The 17,313-nt window shown below is 52.9% G+C and carries 15 protein-coding genes and 2 pseudogenes; 10 read left to right on the forward strand and 7 right to left on the reverse strand.

What is annotated here, in order from left to right; genetic code table 11:
* Positions 1–3 precede the first annotated feature (3 nt).
* The 5 genes from DWY76_RS01000 to DWY76_RS01020 all read right to left on the reverse strand — a co-directional run bounded on the left by DWY76_RS01000 (position 4) and on the right by DWY76_RS01020 (position 10,056).
* On the reverse strand, positions 4–1,866 hold the full coding sequence (locus DWY76_RS01000; RefSeq protein WP_120079362.1) for an ABC transporter substrate-binding protein: 1,863 nt from the start codon (positions 1,864–1,866) through the stop codon (positions 4–6).
* Positions 1,867–2,320: 454 nt separating this feature from the next.
* On the reverse strand, positions 2,321–4,897 hold the full coding sequence (locus DWY76_RS01005; RefSeq protein ID WP_120079364.1) for a response regulator: 2,577 nt from the start codon (positions 4,895–4,897) through the stop codon (positions 2,321–2,323).
* Positions 4,887–5,714: a transporter substrate-binding domain-containing protein gene (locus tag DWY76_RS01010; protein ID WP_120079366.1), complete on the reverse strand. Its 828-nt coding sequence runs from the start codon at positions 5,712–5,714 to the stop codon at positions 4,887–4,889. Before DWY76_RS01010 ends, DWY76_RS01005 begins: the two co-directional genes overlap by 11 nt.
* Positions 5,715–5,924: 210 nt before the next feature.
* Positions 5,925–8,231, reverse strand: coding sequence for an ATP-binding protein (locus DWY76_RS01015; RefSeq protein WP_243111873.1), 2,307 nt, complete (start codon positions 8,229–8,231; stop codon positions 5,925–5,927).
* Positions 8,232–8,268: 37 nt separating this feature from the next.
* Entirely contained in the window at positions 8,269–10,056 is a 1,788-nt protein-coding gene (locus DWY76_RS01020; RefSeq protein ID WP_120079370.1) for an extracellular solute-binding protein, read from the reverse strand.
* 465 nt (positions 10,057–10,521) lie between these two features.
* Here DWY76_RS01020 and DWY76_RS01030 point away from each other — a divergent pair, with 465 nt between their 5' ends.
* From DWY76_RS01030 to DWY76_RS01060, 7 genes and pseudogenes are all read left to right on the forward strand, one after another.
* On the forward strand, positions 10,522–10,692 hold the full coding sequence (locus DWY76_RS01030; RefSeq protein WP_120079374.1) for a transposon-transfer assisting family protein: 171 nt from the start codon (positions 10,522–10,524) through the stop codon (positions 10,690–10,692).
* Between the two features lie 173 nt (positions 10,693–10,865).
* On the forward strand, positions 10,866–11,213 hold the full coding sequence (locus DWY76_RS01035; RefSeq protein ID WP_097793435.1) for a DUF6054 family protein: 348 nt from the start codon (positions 10,866–10,868) through the stop codon (positions 11,211–11,213).
* Position 11,214: 1 nt separating this feature from the next.
* A complete protein-coding gene (locus DWY76_RS01040; RefSeq protein WP_112144625.1) occupies positions 11,215–11,574 on the forward strand; it encodes a DUF2500 domain-containing protein in 360 nt (119 codons plus the stop codon).
* A 33-nt stretch (positions 11,575–11,607) separates the two neighbouring features.
* The gene (locus DWY76_RS01045; protein ID WP_005921747.1) at positions 11,608–12,330 is read left to right on the forward strand and encodes an AAA family ATPase; all 723 of its coding nucleotides are present in this window, start codon (positions 11,608–11,610) and stop codon (positions 12,328–12,330) included.
* Between the two features lie 21 nt (positions 12,331–12,351).
* Positions 12,352–13,287 carry a hypothetical protein gene (locus DWY76_RS01050; protein ID WP_120079376.1) on the forward strand — a complete coding sequence of 312 codons (936 nt, stop codon included), beginning with the start codon at positions 12,352–12,354 and terminating at the stop codon, positions 13,285–13,287.
* 61 nt (positions 13,288–13,348) lie between these two features.
* The gene (locus DWY76_RS01055; protein ID WP_097778305.1) at positions 13,349–13,678 is read left to right on the forward strand and encodes a hypothetical protein; all 330 of its coding nucleotides are present in this window, start codon (positions 13,349–13,351) and stop codon (positions 13,676–13,678) included.
* A gap of 38 nt (positions 13,679–13,716) precedes the next feature.
* A pseudogene (locus tag DWY76_RS01060) lies at positions 13,717–14,585 on the forward strand (relaxase); the annotation flags it as partial.
* Positions 14,586–14,637: 52 nt separating this feature from the next.
* On the opposite strand, the gene DWY76_RS14295 reads toward DWY76_RS01060, so the two are convergent.
* Positions 14,638–14,832, reverse strand: a complete 195-nt coding sequence (locus DWY76_RS14295; protein WP_044959886.1) for a DUF3873 family protein — start codon at positions 14,830–14,832, stop codon at positions 14,638–14,640.
* Between the two features lie 136 nt (positions 14,833–14,968).
* Here DWY76_RS14295 and DWY76_RS01070 point away from each other — a divergent pair, with 136 nt between their 5' ends.
* The 3 genes and pseudogenes from DWY76_RS01070 to DWY76_RS01080 all read left to right on the forward strand — a co-directional run.
* A complete protein-coding gene (locus DWY76_RS01070; protein ID WP_120079378.1) occupies positions 14,969–15,397 on the forward strand; it encodes a helix-turn-helix transcriptional regulator in 429 nt (142 codons plus the stop codon).
* Positions 15,398–15,508: 111 nt separating this feature from the next.
* On the forward strand, positions 15,509–16,036 hold the full coding sequence (locus DWY76_RS01075) for a hypothetical protein (protein ID WP_133300773.1): 528 nt from the start codon (positions 15,509–15,511) through the stop codon (positions 16,034–16,036).
* A pseudogene (locus tag DWY76_RS01080) lies at positions 16,008–16,364 on the forward strand (transposase); the annotation flags it as partial. The gene DWY76_RS01075 and the pseudogene DWY76_RS01080, both read left to right, overlap by 29 nt.
* 158 nt (positions 16,365–16,522) lie before the next feature.
* Here the strand turns inward: DWY76_RS01080 and DWY76_RS01085 are convergent.
* Positions 16,523–17,302 (reverse strand): hypothetical protein, encoded by a 780-nt coding sequence (locus DWY76_RS01085; protein ID WP_120079384.1) that lies wholly within the window; start codon positions 17,300–17,302, stop codon positions 16,523–16,525.
* Positions 17,303–17,313: the final 11 nt, after the last annotated feature.

Raw genomic sequence — 17,313 nt, forward strand, 5'->3', positions numbered from 1 at the left:
CGCTCACCTCAGTGTCATGTAGTTTTCCGGCTCTGCAAGCGCTGCGCCGCCGGAGATATAATCGCGCCATGTGTTTTTTACCCACGTATCTTCGCCAGCAGACGTGCCGCTATCGCTCGCAAGCAGCGCTTCCATCTGCTTTTCCGTTGCAAGGCAGGTCACGGTAACGGTGTCGTTATCTCCCAGCGGCTGCCCGTTCCGGGTGATGCCGGTCAGGGTATAGCTGCCGTTATTCTCTTTTACCTCCACAGCAATGCCGCTGACCACTGGCAGAGAACCGCGGTTGAAGGGCACAAACCCGCCCTCGCAGCCTTCCACAAAGGCGTGGACGGTCTCTTTCAGCTCCGCACCGGTCATGGTGCGCTGGCGGGACATCAGAACGTTTGGCATGATCATGGAAGCTGCCATTTTCTGGTTATAATCCGCCTGCAGCACACTGCCGGTAAAGCTGTTTGCGGTGGCAAGCAGCACATCGGTGCCATACACGCCGCGCAGCGTGTTTGCCATAACGGAGAAGGCAGCGCTGCCGCCGTTTGCGTGGAATACGTTGGAATAGGCCTTCCCGGAGGTCAGCACGGTCTCGTTGTCGGCAGGCTCCTCATCGGCAAGGAGCTGGGCATTGAAGGCCTGATACGCCTGCTCAGCGGTAAGCTCGCCTGCGATCATTTTGGAGACCACATCCTTGGAAACGGCAAAGAAATCGTTGGAGGCGATGCGGATATACATGTGGTTTTCTTCCACCACGCTGCGGACGTCCTTCAGATACTCGGTCAGGCGCAGGGGAACGTTCTGGCTGTAGCTCAGTACGTCCTGCCCCTCCGAGACGATGCGGTTCTGCGCCTGTTCGGAGAGCATGACGTTCAGCACCTTCATGGCTTTTTCGCGGCGCGCGGTGTCCTGCTCCAGATCCCGGTTCAGGGCAACTTGGAAATAGGGGGTGGTCATGATCCACGGTTCGCCGTTCTGGCTGAAGAAGGGCAGAAAGACCGTGTCGATGCCCTCATCCTGAAACATCTTCACGCCGGCAGAGCTGCCAAAGTACATGGCAACTTCTCCGTTCCGGAACATTCCGGTCACATCGTCGTAATTCAATGCAAGATCATCTGCTGTAAGGTGGGTATCCTGAATGAACTGCTCCATCCGCTCAAACGCCCCCGGCCATACGGTGTCGTCCAGACCCACCCGCGCGGTGCTGGCGGGGTCGCTGTAGGTAGTGCGCCACTTGCGCCCCGCGGTGGTGGTAAGCTCGGCAGCGGAAAGCCCCTGCAGGGTTTCCATGCAGGTGTAGTCGTAGGTATAATCGGAGGTAAAGCCGCGGATGCCTACCTTTTCAAAAGCCTGACAGGCCGCTACAAAGCTTGCGTAATCGGTGGGCAGGGGAATATCGTACTGCTCAAAAAGGCTACGGTTGACCACAAAGCCGTGAGCATCCGCGCAGACCGGCAGCCAGTTCACGCTGCCATCCTCGTTTTTGAAGCTGTTGAGGTAGGTGTTGTACACAGCGCCCGCCTCATTGGTCATGGCAAGGTTCATCAGGCTGTCCTTCAACGGTGCCGCATCGTGCAGCGAGAAGCGGCAGCAGGTGATGATATCCGGCAGACCGCCGTTCTGCTGCAAAAACTTGTAAAAATCCAGATCGTTGTTGCCGACGATGAACTCAATGTTCACGTCCGGCAGCTGGGACTGGACATAGGGGGCATAGTTTTCGTACAGGCTGGTGCTCCACAGATACACCTGAATAGTCTGAGCGTCTTCCTGCTCCTGTGTTCGTTCCGCATTTTTTTCGCTGCATCCGGTGAGCAGGGATAGCCCCATCACCAGTGCCGCAAGCATGGAAAATAGGCGGCGCAATGTTTTTGTTTTCATCCGATCCTTCTCCTCACACTTCTTGGGCAGCCATCGTTTTGCGGTTGGCTGCTTTGGCTTACTGATCATACATCACCGCCCGCAAGAGTGTGCGCTGTAAAACCCACCCACGGAAAGGATGCCGCAATTTTTGCGTCTTTTCTGTTTTGCGCTCTCCCTCTACCGCGAAGGGGCACAGAATGAAAGAGACATAAAAATATTTTACCACTACCATGAAAAATTTTCAATAAAATTTCATATATTGAACCATAAAAGCTGTGTAGGATTACAATAGATGTGTCACAAAGTGAAAAAAGACGAATGAGCCGTTCTGTGGTACAGTTAAATTGCTACACCAACCATCACAGAAACTGCCGTTCAGGCATAAGAAATAAAGCACCCGCAGCAATTTGCTCACCGGAGATTCAAAACCTCTGTGGCGCTTGCTGTGGGTGCTTTTGCTTTTGGGCGCTGTTTATTTCAGTACATCTGCAAGGACCTGCAGCAGGTGCGGAATATCCAGCGGCTTTGCAATATGGCCGTTCATACCGGCCTTCAGTGCGTTCTGACGGTCTTCCTCAAAGGCATTTGCCGTCATTGCAAAGATGGGGATGCCAGCCTTTGCGGCATCCGGCAGCGCACGAATCTGCCGCGTTGCCTCGTAGCCGTCCATGTTGGGCATCTGGATGTCCATGAGGATCAGGTCATACTGTCCGTCTGCCGCCTGCTTCATCTTCCGGACGGCGATCTCGCCATCCTCGGCAGATTCCACCTCAAAGCCCGCTTCCTTCAGGATCTCCACTGCGATCTCACGGTTCAGCTCGTTGTCCTCCACCAGCAGGATCTTTTTCCCTTTGAAGGCCTCCGCGTTCAGCTGCACCGGCCTGCAGGCAGGCTCTGCACCGAACGGCTCTGCCAGCACTCTGCGCAGCTCCGAGAGGAACAGCGGCTTTTCGCAGAAGGCGGTAACACCGGCAGCGCGGGCTTCCTCTTCAATATCGGCCCAGTCGTAGGCGGTCAGGATGATGATGGGGCAGCTTTTTCCGATCACCTTGCGGATCTGCCGCACGATCTCGATGCCGTTCATATCGGGGATCAGCCAGTCGATGATGTAAACGCTGAATTCATCCCCCTGCTCCATGGCATACCGGGTGCGGATCACCGCTTCCCTGCCGGAGATCGTCCACTCCGGCCGCATCCCGATCTTGGACAGCATGGTGCTGACGCTCAGGCAGGTGTCGGTATCGTCGTCCGCCACCAGTGCCCGCAGCCCTTCCAGCTGCGGGAGCTGCCTGAGCTCCACCTTTTGTCCGCTGAGCGCAAAGCAGAGATTCACGATGAACTCGCTGCCCTTGCCCGGCTCGCTCTCAATGGCGATGGTGCCGCCCATCAGGTCCACAATGTTCTTGGTGATGGACATGCCGAGGCCGGTACCCTGAATGCCGCTGACGGTGGAGTTTTCCTCACGGGCGAACTCCTCAAAGATGTGCTTCTGGAATTCCTCACTCATGCCGATGCCGTTGTCCTTGATGCGGAACTCATAGCAGGCCCGGCCCGCAGGCGCACCGTTTTTCTCAGCAATGCGAATGCTGATCATGCCACCTGTGGGAGTGAACTTGATGGCATTGGACAAAATGTTCAGCAGGATCTGGTTCAGCCGCAGCGGGTCGGTGATGATATCCTCGTTCTCCACATCCATGGTATCAATAAAAAGCGACAGCCGCTTTGCCGAAACATTGGGCTGAATGATGGAGCGCACATCGTGGACGAGGTCCGGCAGATGCACCGTTTTTTCCTCAATCTTTACCTTTCCGCTCTCGATGCGGCTCATATCCAGCACATCATTGATGAGGGAAAGCAGATGCTGGCTGGAGGTGGAGATCTTTTTGAGGTAGTCCAGCACCTGTTCCCTATTGTCGATATGGGTCGCAGCCAGCGAAGTGAAGCCGATGATGGCGTTCATGGGGGTGCGGATATCGTGGCTCATATTGAACAGGAACTCCCGCTTGGCGCGGTTTGCCGCCCCCTCGTGCTGAAGCGCGATCTCCAGCTTGCGGTTCTGTTCCTCCAGCTGGGTCTGATACTTCCTCTCCTGCTCTTTTTTCTGCAGCTCCATCTCCTGCACGGAGCGGCGGCGCAGCAGCTGAAGGATCATTACAAGCAGGATGTAGCCGACCAGAACCGTCAGGATCAGCAAAAGCGCCTCCCGGAAGATTATTTTTTCATCCGTGTACGCATAGAGATCGAAGGATCTGCCATGGCAGAACATCCCGAAATAGCAGCCGGAGCCGTTCCAGTCCCGGGTATGGGTCAGCTTCTCTGCGGCCCCGGCTTTGCGGATCCCCTGCGCCAGCGGACTGCCTGCAACATCCTGCCCAATCAGCTCCGGGCGGTTTGCGGCAACGACCTGATTGTTCTGCACGATGAACAGCGTGCCGCTGGTTTCTGCCGGGTAGCCATCCAGTATGCTCTGGATGGACAGCGCCGTTTCCTCCACAAATTCCGCCGGGGTGTACCGGTAGGCAAGCAGGAGCAGCTCTGTGCTTTCTGCCCGGTGCGCCGCAACATCCACAGCAGAGCCATCTTCCAGCAGGACGCGCTTCACATAGGTCTTTCGCGGGTAAGATAAAACGTCCAGAACAGCGTCATTTTTCAGCTGGTCGCCAAACCGGTCATAGCCGATGCCGTTGGTCGTGGACTCGCACCGGAGCGTGCCATCCGGTCCCAGAACCGAAATGCCGGTGAGCCAGAGCTTTTCTGTCTGCCTGTTCAGGCACTGCGGGTCGGAGAGGTCAAGCGCAGGATTCTCTGCCAGCTGATGGACTGCGACCGCCGTGCGGCGGAGTGCCTTTGCCGTGATGGTATCGTTGTGCTTTTCAAAGCTGGTGGACTGGGATTTGACAAACTCAAGGGTCTGGCAAAAGCGTTCCTCTGCTGTGCGCATTGCCCGCCAGCTGGAGAAAAAAGCAACACCGGCCATCAAGAGCACGCCGATGATCAGATAGGCTGTCCATATCCTTTTATCCGGGGTGGTTCTGTTTTTACGCGCCAATGGTGTCCACCTCCAGATACTGCGAAGCATTTTCAAGGTATCGGCCAACGATCTGCTCCAGCGTGCCATCCGTGCGCATCTGCGCAAGGGTATCGGTCAGCTGGCTGTCCAGCCCGCGGGTGTCGTTCTTGGCAAAGGCGATGCCCAGCCCGGTGACCAGCAGCGGTTCCTCCAAAATGCGGAAGTCTATGGCATTGTCCTTCATATATTGCAGGATGCCTGTCTCGTGGGCGGCGATGCCGTCCACATAGCCGCAGGCCAGCATTGCGTACTGCACACTGCGGTTTTCGATGCTGAGCACCTCCACCGTCTGCGGGATGCGCGGGTCGGAGCCGCTGAGAAAGATCTCCTCCGGCTTGCCGGTGCTCTGCACGGCGACGGTCTTGCCGGCAAGGTCGCTGAGGGATCGGATGCTGCTGTGGGCATCCACCGCAACCACCTGACGGCTCACCATGTAAGGCCCCGCCCAGCGGTATACCTCTTCGCGTCCATCCATGGAAAAGCAGCCCCAGATGCAGTCGATGGCGCCGCTTTCCACAAGATTTGTTTTCTGCTCCCAGTTGATCGTTTCAAACCGGGCAGCATACCCCATACGGCGGAACGCCTCGGTGGCGATCTCCACATCGATCCCGGTGGGAACACCGTCATTATTCAGATAGATATAAGGTGGATAGCTGTCGCTTCCCACAACGATTTGTGCAAGACCGCTGTCTTTCGCTTCCTCTTCTCCGCAGGAAGTCAGACTGCTTACGGCAGCAGCTGCCGCCAGCAGCGTGCATCCGTTCAGGAATGCACGGCGTGAGATTCTGTGTTTCATTCGGGCTTTTTATACTCCTGTTTTGATTGCATCCGCAGCTCAGTTGTGCTGCTGTAATTCTTCTTTCAGGGCAGCTTGGATATCCGTCAGGCATTGCAGCAGAAGCGGCTTCCTGTTGATGAAGTTTTTCCAACAGCTGCTGCTCACGCGCTTTGTAATATTCCTCGATCTCGGAAAGTGTATTCACGTTCTAAGCTTCTCCTGCATCATTTACATCGCTTGTGTGCTTTCTCTGCGGAAACGCGCTTGTCCGCTATTTATTTTCGGGGGGATAACACGGAAGCGTTTTACCGTCTGCTCCAGCGCAGCAATATCCACAGGTTTGGACAGGTGCTCGTCCATGCCGGCTTCCCTGCTCTTCTGCATATCCTCAAGGAAGGCATTGGCGGTCATGGCAAGGATGGGAATGATCCTGCCCAGCGGGTTTTCACCGCTGCGGATGCGGCGGGTGGCTTCCAAGCCGTCCATCACAGGCATCTGCACATCCATCAGGATCATGTCGTACTCGCCGGGCTTTACGCTGGCAAAGGCATCCACGATTTCCTGACCGTTGGAGCAGATGGTGCAGCTTGCGCCATTGGCTTCCAGCAGCATTTCCAGAATTTCGGCGTTGATGGCGTTATCCTCGGCGCAGAGGAACTTCATGCCGGACAGAGGAGAAGTTTCTTCCTCTTCCTCCGGGAGCATCTGTGCCTCTGGCACCGTATCTGCTTCGGCATCAACGAGAAATTCCAGCACCACCTCAAAGCGAGTGCCCTTGCCGGTGGTACTCTCCACATTGATAGAGCCGCCCATCAGGTCAACAATGTTCTTGGTGATGGCCATACCAAGGCCGGTGCCCTGCACCTTGTTGGTGCCGGAGCGCTCCTCCCGGGTAAAGGGGTCAAAAAGAGTCTTCTGGTAGGCCTTGCTCATGCCGATGCCGTCATCCTGCACCACAAAGCGGTATCGGGCGTAGTGCTCGTTTCGGGGCAGCTCGTCCACCTCAAACCGGATATGCCCGCCGGTGGGCGTATACTTGACTGCGTTGGAGAGAATATTCATCAGCACCCGATTCAGACGGTTGGGGTCTGCCAGCACGTTTTCGTGCTGCAGATGGGTGTTTACCGTAAAGGTCTGGCGGCGCTGGCCTGCCTGCTGGCGGATGATGCTGTCCAGCTGGCTGATCTGCTGGGGCAGATTCATTTTTTCCACATTCAGGGTGGTCTTGCCGCTCTCGATGCGGCTCATGTCCAGAATATCGTTTATGATGCCCAGAAGCAGCTGGCCGGAATTTTCCAGCTTGTCCAGATGTTCGGCCAGCTTTTCCGGCTGGTGCAGCTCGTTTTTCATCAGCGTAGTTATGCCGATGATGGCGTTCATGGGGGTGCGGATATCGTGGCTCATGTTGGCAAGGAAGTCCGTCTTAGCCTTGCTGGCGCGCTCGGCGGACTGTAACGCCTCTGCGGCAATGTCCTGTGCCTGCCGCAGCTCATCGTTTACCTGCGTCAGATGGATGTTGTATTGCTCCAGACGGAGGTTCGCTTCTTTTTCTGCCTGCAGCTCCTGCTGCTGCTTTTGCCGCAGGAGAGACCAGCCGACAAAAACTGTTATGACCGAGAACACCATCGCAATGACGATGATGATGATCATGACGATGCTGACCAGCTTCTGCGTATTCACGGCCACATATTTTGCCGGAACAAGGAACGCCAGTGTCCACTGGGCGTTTTCCATCTGCTTCAGGGCGTAGAAATACTCGGTCCCGTCCAGCACGGCGTTGGAATAGCAGGAGCCTGTGCGGTCAAGCCGCTCCTTTGCCTCCGCAAAGGAAGAACCGTGCAGATAGGACATCCGGGAGAGCACGGTGTATACGTTATGCCCCTTCAGCAGCTCGGTATCATTGGCGTTGAACAGCTTGAAACCGTTGTCGTCCAGCACATAGACACTGTTGTTATTTTCGTAGGCATCACAGCGGAAATAATCGTTCAGCTGGGTCATGCTTTGCGAAATACCAAAGTAGCACAGGGTGATCTCTTTTTCTCCGCTTTGCAGTGTGATGGGGGTGGAGAGCTTTTCCAGAAACACCATCCGGGAGTCGTCCACGGTCAGCGAGTTGGAAACGTAGCTGACCCACTGCGGAGAGTCTGCCAGATAGTTCATTTCCCTTAGCAGCCCCATGCCGCCATTCTCGGTATAGTAATGTCCGGCAGAGTCCACGGCAATCAGTTCGATCTGTCTTTCATGGTAATTGGAAAGCTCCGACAGCTTTTTCAGATAGCGATAGAACTCGGTATCGGTCTTTAACGGAGTGCAGTACAAATAATTGCATTGTACATTCACCTCGCTCCAATGGGTGTCGATCACATCCTCCAGACTGCGGAACATCTGGTGGGTGACCTCTTCCATCTGGTTCAGCCGCTCATGGTAGACAAGGTTCTGGATGTAGGTCTGGCTCATGATAAAAAGGGTCAGGATGACCGCAACAATGACAAAGCCGGTGCCCCAAAGCAGCTTTATATATAGTTTGTTGTTCACATCTGGTATCTCCTGTCTGTTCTGTTTCAGACGCACCCTAGCTCCATGCGGTATCTGCCCGGCTGATGGTGGTGTATGCACCAAAGAAGGCTTTTGCAGCATCCATGCCCACCACGCCGCTGTCTGTGACCGTGGTCTCCGCAGCCAACTGGTCGCTCACACCGCAGATGGCAACCTGATAGGTCTTGCCCGCATCCGGCTGCACCGGGCTTACCAGCACATAGGGGTATCCCTTGCCGTTGCCGTAGGCATCGTAGCCCGTGGCCAGCAGGTCGTTGATCTGCTGCCCGGTCAGGGTAACGGTCTGGATGGTGCGGTTCCAGCCGGTGGGCAGGATCACCGAAAGGTCGTAATCCGTAATGCCCTTGGCGTACAGCTTGGCAGCTACGCCGTGATGGTTCTGATCGGTGGGGTTGCCGGGAATCCATGTGCTCAGCGACACCAGCGCAAGGTCGCTGCCGGTAGCCTGTGCAAAGCAGCGGCCCACCAGCATGGCGCAGTCCTCCTGCGAAAGCTCCTCCGTAACGGTAGTGATGGTATCCGGGGTGTTGTTCACCACACTATCCTGATCCTCGTCCAGCTGACGGATCACATCCTCCATGGTGGCATTGCCCTTCATGAAGTCCAGCATTTTAAGGCCAGTGGTCACGATGGTGTTTTCCCAGCCGGAATAGATAAAGGGCGCGGTGTTGCCTGCATTCAGGGCATCGGCGATGTCGGCATAGTAGGTGCCGTCCGCTTTTGCGTCCTTGAAGGGCAGCAGGCTGCTTTTCAGCGCCGTTGCGGGCTGCAGAGCGCTGGTGCCTGCAACGGTGGAAAGCACACGCATCACCTTGAGCGCATCTTCCAGCTTCTGGGGGTTCTGCTCCAGCTTTTTATTCAGACCGTAGAAGCGGTTCACATTCAGCACAAAAACGTTCTGGGTGCCGTCCTCCGAGAGAAACGGCATCAGCCCGTATTTATCGGCGTTGCCGTCTGCCTCCACGATGCCGTTGGTGCCGCCCATCAGAAACAGGGTGTTGCCCTCGGTCATCCTCTGCCGGGTCACATTGTCGTCAAGAGCGTCGCCGGTGTCGTTCAGCATCCCGATGTCCTTCCACTTCTGGACATAGGCCATCGCCTGCATCATGCCGGGGGTATTGCTGACATTCGCCTTACCGGACAGATAATCCCGCTGCCACAGCCTGCCGTCCAGTGTGCCGAGGAAATCGGCGTCCGCAATGTTGCACAGATACTGGAAGCCGTAGCCCGGATACTGGATCTGCGGCAGACAGAGATTGACCCCGGCTTCCTTGGCCTTTTCCGCCAGTTCTTCCAGCTCAGCGAAAGAATTGGGCAGCTCCCAGCCGTATTTTTTCAGCAGGGTCTTGTTGTAGGTGATGCCGTAGCAGTTGTAGGTCGAGGGCAGCAGGTAGATGGCACCGTTGTCGAACACGTCCTGCAGACGGGACTCCACATAGTTATCCGTAAAATCGTAGCCGGAAAGGTCCAGCAGTTTGTCGGAGACCAGATCGATCCGGGGGTCGTAGTAGGTCAAGGTGCAGACGTCCGGCAGGTCGCCTGCCGCAAACATATTCTGCAAACAGGTGGTGGTGTTATCGCCGCTGTAGGGCACGACCTCGATGTTCACTTCCGGGTAAACGCTGTGTACCTGCTCAATAAAGGCTTCTATCTCCTTATAAGGTGCCATAAAGGTGATGGCTTCGTGCGCATCGTCTTTTTTCGCCGTTTCGGTCTTACCGCCGCCGCAGGCAGTCAACGCCGCCGTGGCTGCCGTAATGCCGCAGACCTGCAAAAAAGAGCGGCGGGAGATCTTTTTCATCATATAAATATACCTTCCTCACATTATCGGAAAGTGCAGTAGCGCAGTGCTGCCCTAGCTATTCTTACACATCCCACAGGAATCCACACACCCGCGGCCTGTCCGCATGGGCTTTGCGCCGAGCTTCCATAAAATAACATTATTATTGTACCATTGCAACAAAAGTGTTTCAAGTTGTTTTTGAAGGCTTTTACATACGAAAGAACTTTTTATATCTGATTCTGCCTTTTGCATGGCATAAAATGCAAAACGACCTATTGAGGAAATAATCGTAGATGGTTAGCATGAATGGAAAAAATGTGCAGGCTCATCATCAACACTAAACCACCCAGTGTGAAGAAGAGCTTTTCACATCCGGCGGCTGCGTGGATCAGCTGCTGCCAAAGGCCCTTTCTCTGCATAAACAAGATCCAGCCCATGGAGGCAATGTAGGCCATGCCGACACCGAGATGACTGAGCATTATCTCCATGTTCTACAACACCGGCACCCGGATGGGGCTTATCCACGAACTGCGGCTGATGCAGTGCTATCTGATGCCCGACGAACCTGCCCTGCGAAAGCTGTCGGAGGGGGTTATCGAAAAGCTGAAACTGCTGACCGATGCAGAGTTTGTCGAACTGGAATTTCCCCTGGACTGATCTTTGCCGCCTACGGGCGGCGTACATAAAGTATTTTGTTCTTCCAAAAGATATGCTATAATCAAATCAGACAAAATTCCTCTCTTCAAGCGATTTCTCCGCAATTTTCCTGTGGCTCTGCTCGTATCAAAAATAAGGGACCGATTTTTAATTGTCAGAACGGAGGAACCATTATGGCAATCTTTGAAAAGACCATCCGAAACAAAAACTTTGACAAGCTGCTTCGGAAGCTGGAACAAGAAATCCCAGACAGCAGTTGGTCGGCAGATTTAGAGGCAGGCAGTGATTTCAAAGAGGGCGATGCCCGGTGCAGTGTCCGTGTGTTTGAACGGTACAGCATGATGGGCGGCAACCGCCTGAGTCTGACACTGACCATGTTCCAGAATGCGGACAGTCCGATCCGGCTGTCTGCCATCACTGCAGGAGGCAGTCAAGCGGTGTTCTTCAAGGTGAACACCCTCGGAGAAGAATCTTTTCTGGACGATGTAAAGGACCTGCTGGAAGAAATTTTGGAGGAATAAGATGTTTTACGCTGGAATTGATCTGCTGTTCAGCATTCTGTTTCCCATCCTGTTCCTTGTGGTTTTGGGCATGATCCTATACACCATCATCGGAAATATCAGCACATGGAATAAAAACAACCATTCGCCGCGGCTGACCGTTCCGGCAACGGTTGTGGCAAAGCGCACGGAAGTTTCTCGCCACCATACAGACAATACGATGGCGCATACGTTCACGACCTATTATGTGACCTTTCAGGTAGAGAGCGGCGATCGCATGGAGCTTACCGTAAGTGGTTCGGACTACGGAATGCTTGTGGAGGGCGACATTGGAAAGCTGAGTTTTCAGGGCACCCGCTATCTTGGGTTTGAGCGGAACTAAGTGTTTCTTACATTATATAGTATGGAGTGCTGCATGAACGATCTGTTTATCCAAGGGCTGACCATCGACTGGAACAGAGTTCGCCCATACAATTATGTTCGTCAGATTCCTGCCATCAGTGGAATCGACACTTTTACATTCCATAAGCCCATTACGTTCTTTGTTGGCGAAAATGGAAGTGGAAAATCTACGCTTCTGGAAGCAATCGCTGTTGCTTACGGCTTCAACGCAGAGGGTGGAACGAAGAACTATTCATTTTCCACATACAACTCCCATTCGGAACTATGTGAGGCTATGACGATTTCCAAGGGGTATCGCAGACCAAAGTTCGGGTATTTTCTCCGAGCAGAGAGTTTCTATAATGTAGCCACCAAGGAAATCGACTATTCCGATGACGATCATCCCTCCAAAGGCTATCACCAAAAATCACACGGTGAAAGTTTCCTCGCCATTGCGCAGGACTACATGGGTGCAGATGGAGTCTATATTTTTGACGAGCCGGAAGCCGCTTTATCCCCGCAGCGGCAGCTCACGTTACTGATCAACATTTATCGGTGTGCCCAAGAAGGGGCGCAATTCATTATCGTATCACATTCACCCATTCTCCTCGGAATGCCTGATGCTGAGATTTTTAGCTTCGACAATGGCACGATTCATCCTTGTCAGTATGAAGATACGGACAGCTACGTTATCACCAAAACATTTGTAAATAATCGGCAGCATTTTTTGAACCAGCTTCTGAACGAAGAAACGTAATGCCGGGAAAGGACATTCCATATGAGTGATTCTACGTTGAAAGAGCTTTGGCAGCAGGTCGCTGAAAAGAAAAGCTGCGAAGCAAAACAGAAAGAACTGACCGCCCAGAGAGATACGCTTGCTGACCGCCTGAAAAAGCTGGAAAAATCCAAGCTGGCAGAGCAGGCTGACGTGGACCGTCTGGAGGGACACAGCCTTGCCGCATTTTTCTATCAGGTAATCGGAAAGATGGATGAGAAGATGGACAAGGAACGGCAGGAAGCCTATGCAGCCCGTGTCAAGTACGATGTGGCTCTCCATGATCTTTCTTCCGTTGATGCCGACTTGGAGCAGATTCAAAATAGACTAGCACGGCTGTCCGATTGCGAAAGGCAGTATCAAGCTGCTCTTTCCGAAAAAATCAAAAGCATCAAAGCATCTGCCCACCCTGCCGCACGGCAGATTGTGGAAAGCGAAAGCCGCATTGCCGCACTGAAAGTCCAAAAGCGGGAGCTGCTGGAAGCCATCAACGCCGGAAAGACCGCCCTGCATACGGTCAATGAAGTTCTGGAAACCCTCGACAATGCCGAGGGCTGGAGTACATGGGACGTAATGGGCGGCGGTTTGATGGCCGATCTTGCCAAGTATGAAGAACTGGACGATGCTCAGGAACAAATCGAACAGCTTCAAGTGGAACTGCGGCGGTTCAAAACTGAACTTTCCGATGTTGAAATCACCGCCGACCTTCAGATTACAGTAGACAGCTTTCTGAAATTTGCGGATTTCTTCTTTGATGGCCTCTTTGCAGACTGGGCAGTTCTGGATCACATCAACCAGGCACAGAGCAGAGTGGAAAACACCAAGGATCAAATCAAGCGAGTCCTTGCACTTCTGAAAAAGATGCGCGAAGATGTTGATGTCCAAATCGCTGACGAAAAAGAAAAGCAGGAGCAGCTTGCGGTGGAAACCGAACTGTAAGTTTGAAGAGTCCGCTTATGTGATATGATTCGATAAAACCGAATTTGCAGGAGGTGTTTCGATGAAAACAAGAAGGTTTGCTTTATGTCTGGCAACGGTTTTTCTGGTGGCGATTTATATCAATATTCAGAGAAGCCATACTTTCACCCTTTCAAACGATGAAGGCACCATAAAGACAGAACAAATACAGCCACTTTGGGGAACTGTAAAAGTGAGCGGTGATTGTGATACTGAGGTGGTCTTTACCGATGTAGAGACTGGAGAAAAATACAGAATCGGATATATTACACAGGGCGTAACGGAAAGAATCAAACTCGAAAGGGGCAAATGGTATAAGGTGGCGGGCGGAGGCAACCTTACACTGAATCCGGTAAACATTCGAGTCGAATAAATGTAAGTTCCTTGCGGGCAGCTATGAAAGCTGAAGCTGAGAAGAGAGTTTTGAATATCCACCCAAGGAAAGTAACCGTGACCGCCTGTGCGGAATCATCGACACAATCCTTGCGGAAAAGCCGGAGGATTACAAAACATTTTTGCAAATGCTGGAGCAGCAGGGTTTTGAAGTCAAGCGTGGCAAGCATACGGCAGTGAAGGGCAAGGGGCAGAAACGCTTTATTCGGTTCCGAACGCTGGGCAGCGGGTACAGTGAGGACGAGATCAAGGCAGCGCTGGACGGAAAGGCAAAGCACCAGCCGTACCAGAAGAAGCCGCCGCAGGAGCAGCCCTTCCAATTGCTGGTGGACATTCAGGGAAAAATGGCAGAGGGCAAAAGTGTCGGTTACAAAAAGTGGGCGACCAAGTTCAACCTGAAAGAGATGTCCAAGACGCTGCTGTTTTTGCAGGAGCAGAAAATCGGTAACGCAGAGGAACTGCGGGAACGTGCAGCAGCGGCAACCGAACGCTACCATGCCATGGGCGATTCCATCAAGGCAGCAGAAGCGAGGTTGACAGAAATCGCCGTCCTGAAAACCCACATTATCAACTATGCCAAGACCCGTCCGGTCTATGATGCCTACCGCAAGTCAGGGTACAGTAAAAAGTTTTTGGAAGCCCACCGGGAAGAAATCACCCTGCACAAGGCAGCGAAAGCTGCCTTTGACGAGGTCGGGCTGCAAAAGCTGCCGAAGGTCAAGGAGTTGGACGCAGAGTTCGCAGAACTGCTGACTAAGAAGAAAGCAGCCTACCCGGACTACCGCAAGGCACGGAACGAGATGCAAGAACTGGTTCGTGCGCAGAAAAACGTAGAACGCTTTTTTGCAGAGGAAAAGGACACCACCGAAAAAACGCAGACCCGCTAAACGAATACCGCCGAGGAGCTTTCCTACTTGGGAAGCGTCCTCGGCGGCTTTTTTAGTTTATATAGCAGCGGTCCTGTTTTATAAGCCAATCTTCACACAGCCGCTGGGCTTCGTCCTTTGTGCAGCAGGTGCAGTTGAAAAGTTTGCCACGGATGGAACAGTAAGTGTAGTGTACCTTCGGGACTCCATTAGCATCTCGAAAATCAACGCAGCGTTCCTCACCGGGCAGCAGATAGATCGTATCCACGTTCAGCAGCTCCTTTTACCTTCGTTCATGTGCCAAGGGGCACGACGTTTGCTATTGTACCATGTACCGTCCCCAAAGACCATTGCTTTTTTGACCAAAGATACGCACAAAAATTTTCCACCTTGAAATTACCCGAATGGCGTTGAATAAACACAAATGGATTGCGTATAACAAAAATTGCGACAGGTATGCTATTGGTGTGCAACAAACACAATTAGAATGTGAGGTCGCTATGAATACGCTTTTGGGTCAACGAATACGAGAGCAGCGCAAGGAAAAAGGCTGGACGATTGAACAGTTTGCAGAACGGGTCGATTTGTCAGCAAATTATGTTGGGGATTTAGAGCGCGGAGTAAAAATCCCTAAACTGGAAACCTTTATCCGAATCGTCGAGGTGCTGGACGTATCTGCCGATGTGCTGATCCGGGATTCGGTTGCATCTGCTTCCCATGTGGCAGATGATGAACTGAGCAGAAAGCTGAGCCGACTTACGCCGGGGCAGAAGAAAGCCGCCATTGACATCCTGAACGCATACACCGATAATATCCCCTATATCATAAAATAACACCTATATCAAGGAGCGCAGCAAACGTGCTGACGCTCTTTCTTTTTGCCCTCAAATAGTCTATGATCAACACCATAAGCGTGTATACAACACTGATGGCGAGTATTTGAGGTGAACGACATGACAATGCTACCCAATATCGAAGAAGCAATGGAAGATGCCCGGAATGGAAAGTTGAGCCCGTATTGGCAGAATAATCTAAAACGTGAATGCCTGCATGGAGAGCTATCGGCGGAAGAACGGCTGGCTCTTTCGGAACTGAATTGCATTTTGTCCGAGACACCACAATGGAGCAGCGAAGAAGAACTGTGCCATGACATGGAGAATATCGGCGGCAGGGTTCGCTTCTGCCGCTTTTGGAATGAGCACTACTCCATGGTGCAGTTGACGGAAGATCGCAACGGAAAATACTCCACAGCCTACGTTCTGGATACAGAAACCACCCCGGATGTGCGTAAGGCGGCAGCATTGCAGGCACAGAAAGAACTTGCGGACTGTATGCAGGCGTGGGGCGTTTCTCTTCTGGAAACGCCAGTTCCTGAACAGATGAAGTACGATTCCCTTGCAGAAGCCGCTTCTCACCTCATGCAAGTTTTGAACGACCCAGACCGGGCCTGCTCTTATGGTCGAAATTGGTGATGTTCGGCGGTTCAAAAACAAGAAAGCGTTGGTAGCCTTTGCTGGTATTGACGCACCGCCGTTCCAGTCTGGTGCATTTGAATCCAAGTCACGCCACGTTTCTAAACGAGGCTCACCGCATCTGAGGCGAACTATTTTTATTGTATCGAATATTATTTTAACACGCTCAAACCCGGAAAATGCTGTTTACTGCTTTATGGACAAAAAGCGTTCCGAAGGAAAGCATTATTACGTTTATACCGTCGCAGGAAGTGCGAAGTTCCTGCGAGTCTATTACGCTCGTGTTACTGAATTTCTGCGTTCCCAGCCATCTCCTGATGCCTGTTGATGGTTTCTGATGAACCATTACGATGATTTTCAGCCGACAAGCTGTGTTGTCGGCTTATTAAAGTTGCCGGATGCTCAACTGCACCCGGCAATAAATTTTTGATGATTTTTTGTTCAGGCTATTGACACTCGTTAGCAGGTTTGCAACAATGCGTCCTTTCAGTCCGCATACTTTTCCGCTTGGAGAGTGGAAATATTCTTTTCCAATTCAAAGTTCTGTTCCAACGGCTTATACAAAAGAAAAACGCTAAGCAGGAACGGAAGCCATGCACCGGTCAGGGCAAAAATGACCAGCGATACCGGCGACCACAGCCAGATCGCACCCCAGTACAGAATCTGGACAGCCACTGCTCCGACTGCGCGAACAGGGCTGATCAGAATGAGCAGCACCGCGTTGCGAATCATGTTTCCGAAGGAGAGGTTCATCACAGCGGCCTGCATCCAGACCAGCAGGAAAATGCTGACCGAAAGAAGGATTCCCAGAATCAGTGTAACGGCTAGTCCTGCGGTCACGGTAAGTTTGCCAAGATTGCACAGGACAAAGAACTGCATTCCGACCAAGATGCCCATAACCGCGCCGGGCAGCAGACAGAAGCGCACATTGCGTTTCCATGCCTGCGAATAGGTGTGCCACCAGAATCCGGCTTCCTCCCGCAGGCTGCGCAGAATGGTATCTGCAATACCGCACAGCTGCGGGCCGGCGATCATTCCGCCCAGTGCCGAGGCAAGGAGCATCAGAACGGCATTCGAGTTGAGCAGTGTAATATGCACACCTAAGACAAGCGGGATGCAGCTGAGCAAGAGCAGGAGACTTGCTTTCCAGAACGAAAAGAAATCGCGGCTCAGGACTTCAACGATGCGGGCAAGACCTGTTTTGCGTGGCGTGTCGCGTTCTACGCCCGGCCCCGGTTTATCATAATTCTGCTGAAAAATGCTCATACGAACTGCTC

It is taken from the genome of Faecalibacterium sp. AF27-11BH, from assembly GCF_003603005.1.
Classification (GTDB): Bacteria; Bacillota; Clostridia; order Oscillospirales; family Ruminococcaceae; genus Faecalibacterium; species Faecalibacterium taiwanense.

What these genes read in the sequence shown, in the direction of transcription:
- DWY76_RS01000 (WP_120079362.1), bottom strand. Translation starts at nt 1,866, where the DNA reads ATGAAAACAAAAACATTGCGCCGCCTATTTTCCATGCTTGCGGCACTG.
- DWY76_RS01010 (WP_120079366.1), bottom strand. Translation starts at nt 5,714, where the DNA reads ATGAAACACAGAATCTCACGCCGTGCATTCCTGAACGGATGCACGCTG.
- DWY76_RS01020 (WP_120079370.1), bottom strand. Translation starts at nt 10,056, where the DNA reads ATGATGAAAAAGATCTCCCGCCGCTCTTTTTTGCAGGTCTGCGGCATT.
- DWY76_RS01030 (WP_120079374.1), top strand. Translation starts at nt 10,522, where the DNA reads ATGTTCTACAACACCGGCACCCGGATGGGGCTTATCCACGAACTGCGG.
- DWY76_RS01035 (WP_097793435.1), top strand. Translation starts at nt 10,866, where the DNA reads ATGGCAATCTTTGAAAAGACCATCCGAAACAAAAACTTTGACAAGCTG.
- DWY76_RS01040 (WP_112144625.1), top strand. Translation starts at nt 11,215, where the DNA reads ATGTTTTACGCTGGAATTGATCTGCTGTTCAGCATTCTGTTTCCCATC.
- DWY76_RS01045 (WP_005921747.1), top strand. Translation starts at nt 11,608, where the DNA reads ATGAACGATCTGTTTATCCAAGGGCTGACCATCGACTGGAACAGAGTT.
- DWY76_RS01050 (WP_120079376.1), top strand. Translation starts at nt 12,352, where the DNA reads ATGAGTGATTCTACGTTGAAAGAGCTTTGGCAGCAGGTCGCTGAAAAG.
- DWY76_RS01055 (WP_097778305.1), top strand. Translation starts at nt 13,349, where the DNA reads ATGAAAACAAGAAGGTTTGCTTTATGTCTGGCAACGGTTTTTCTGGTG.
- DWY76_RS01070 (WP_120079378.1), top strand. Translation starts at nt 14,969, where the DNA reads ATGGCGTTGAATAAACACAAATGGATTGCGTATAACAAAAATTGCGAC.
- DWY76_RS01085 (WP_120079384.1), bottom strand. Translation starts at nt 17,302, where the DNA reads ATGAGCATTTTTCAGCAGAATTATGATAAACCGGGGCCGGGCGTAGAA.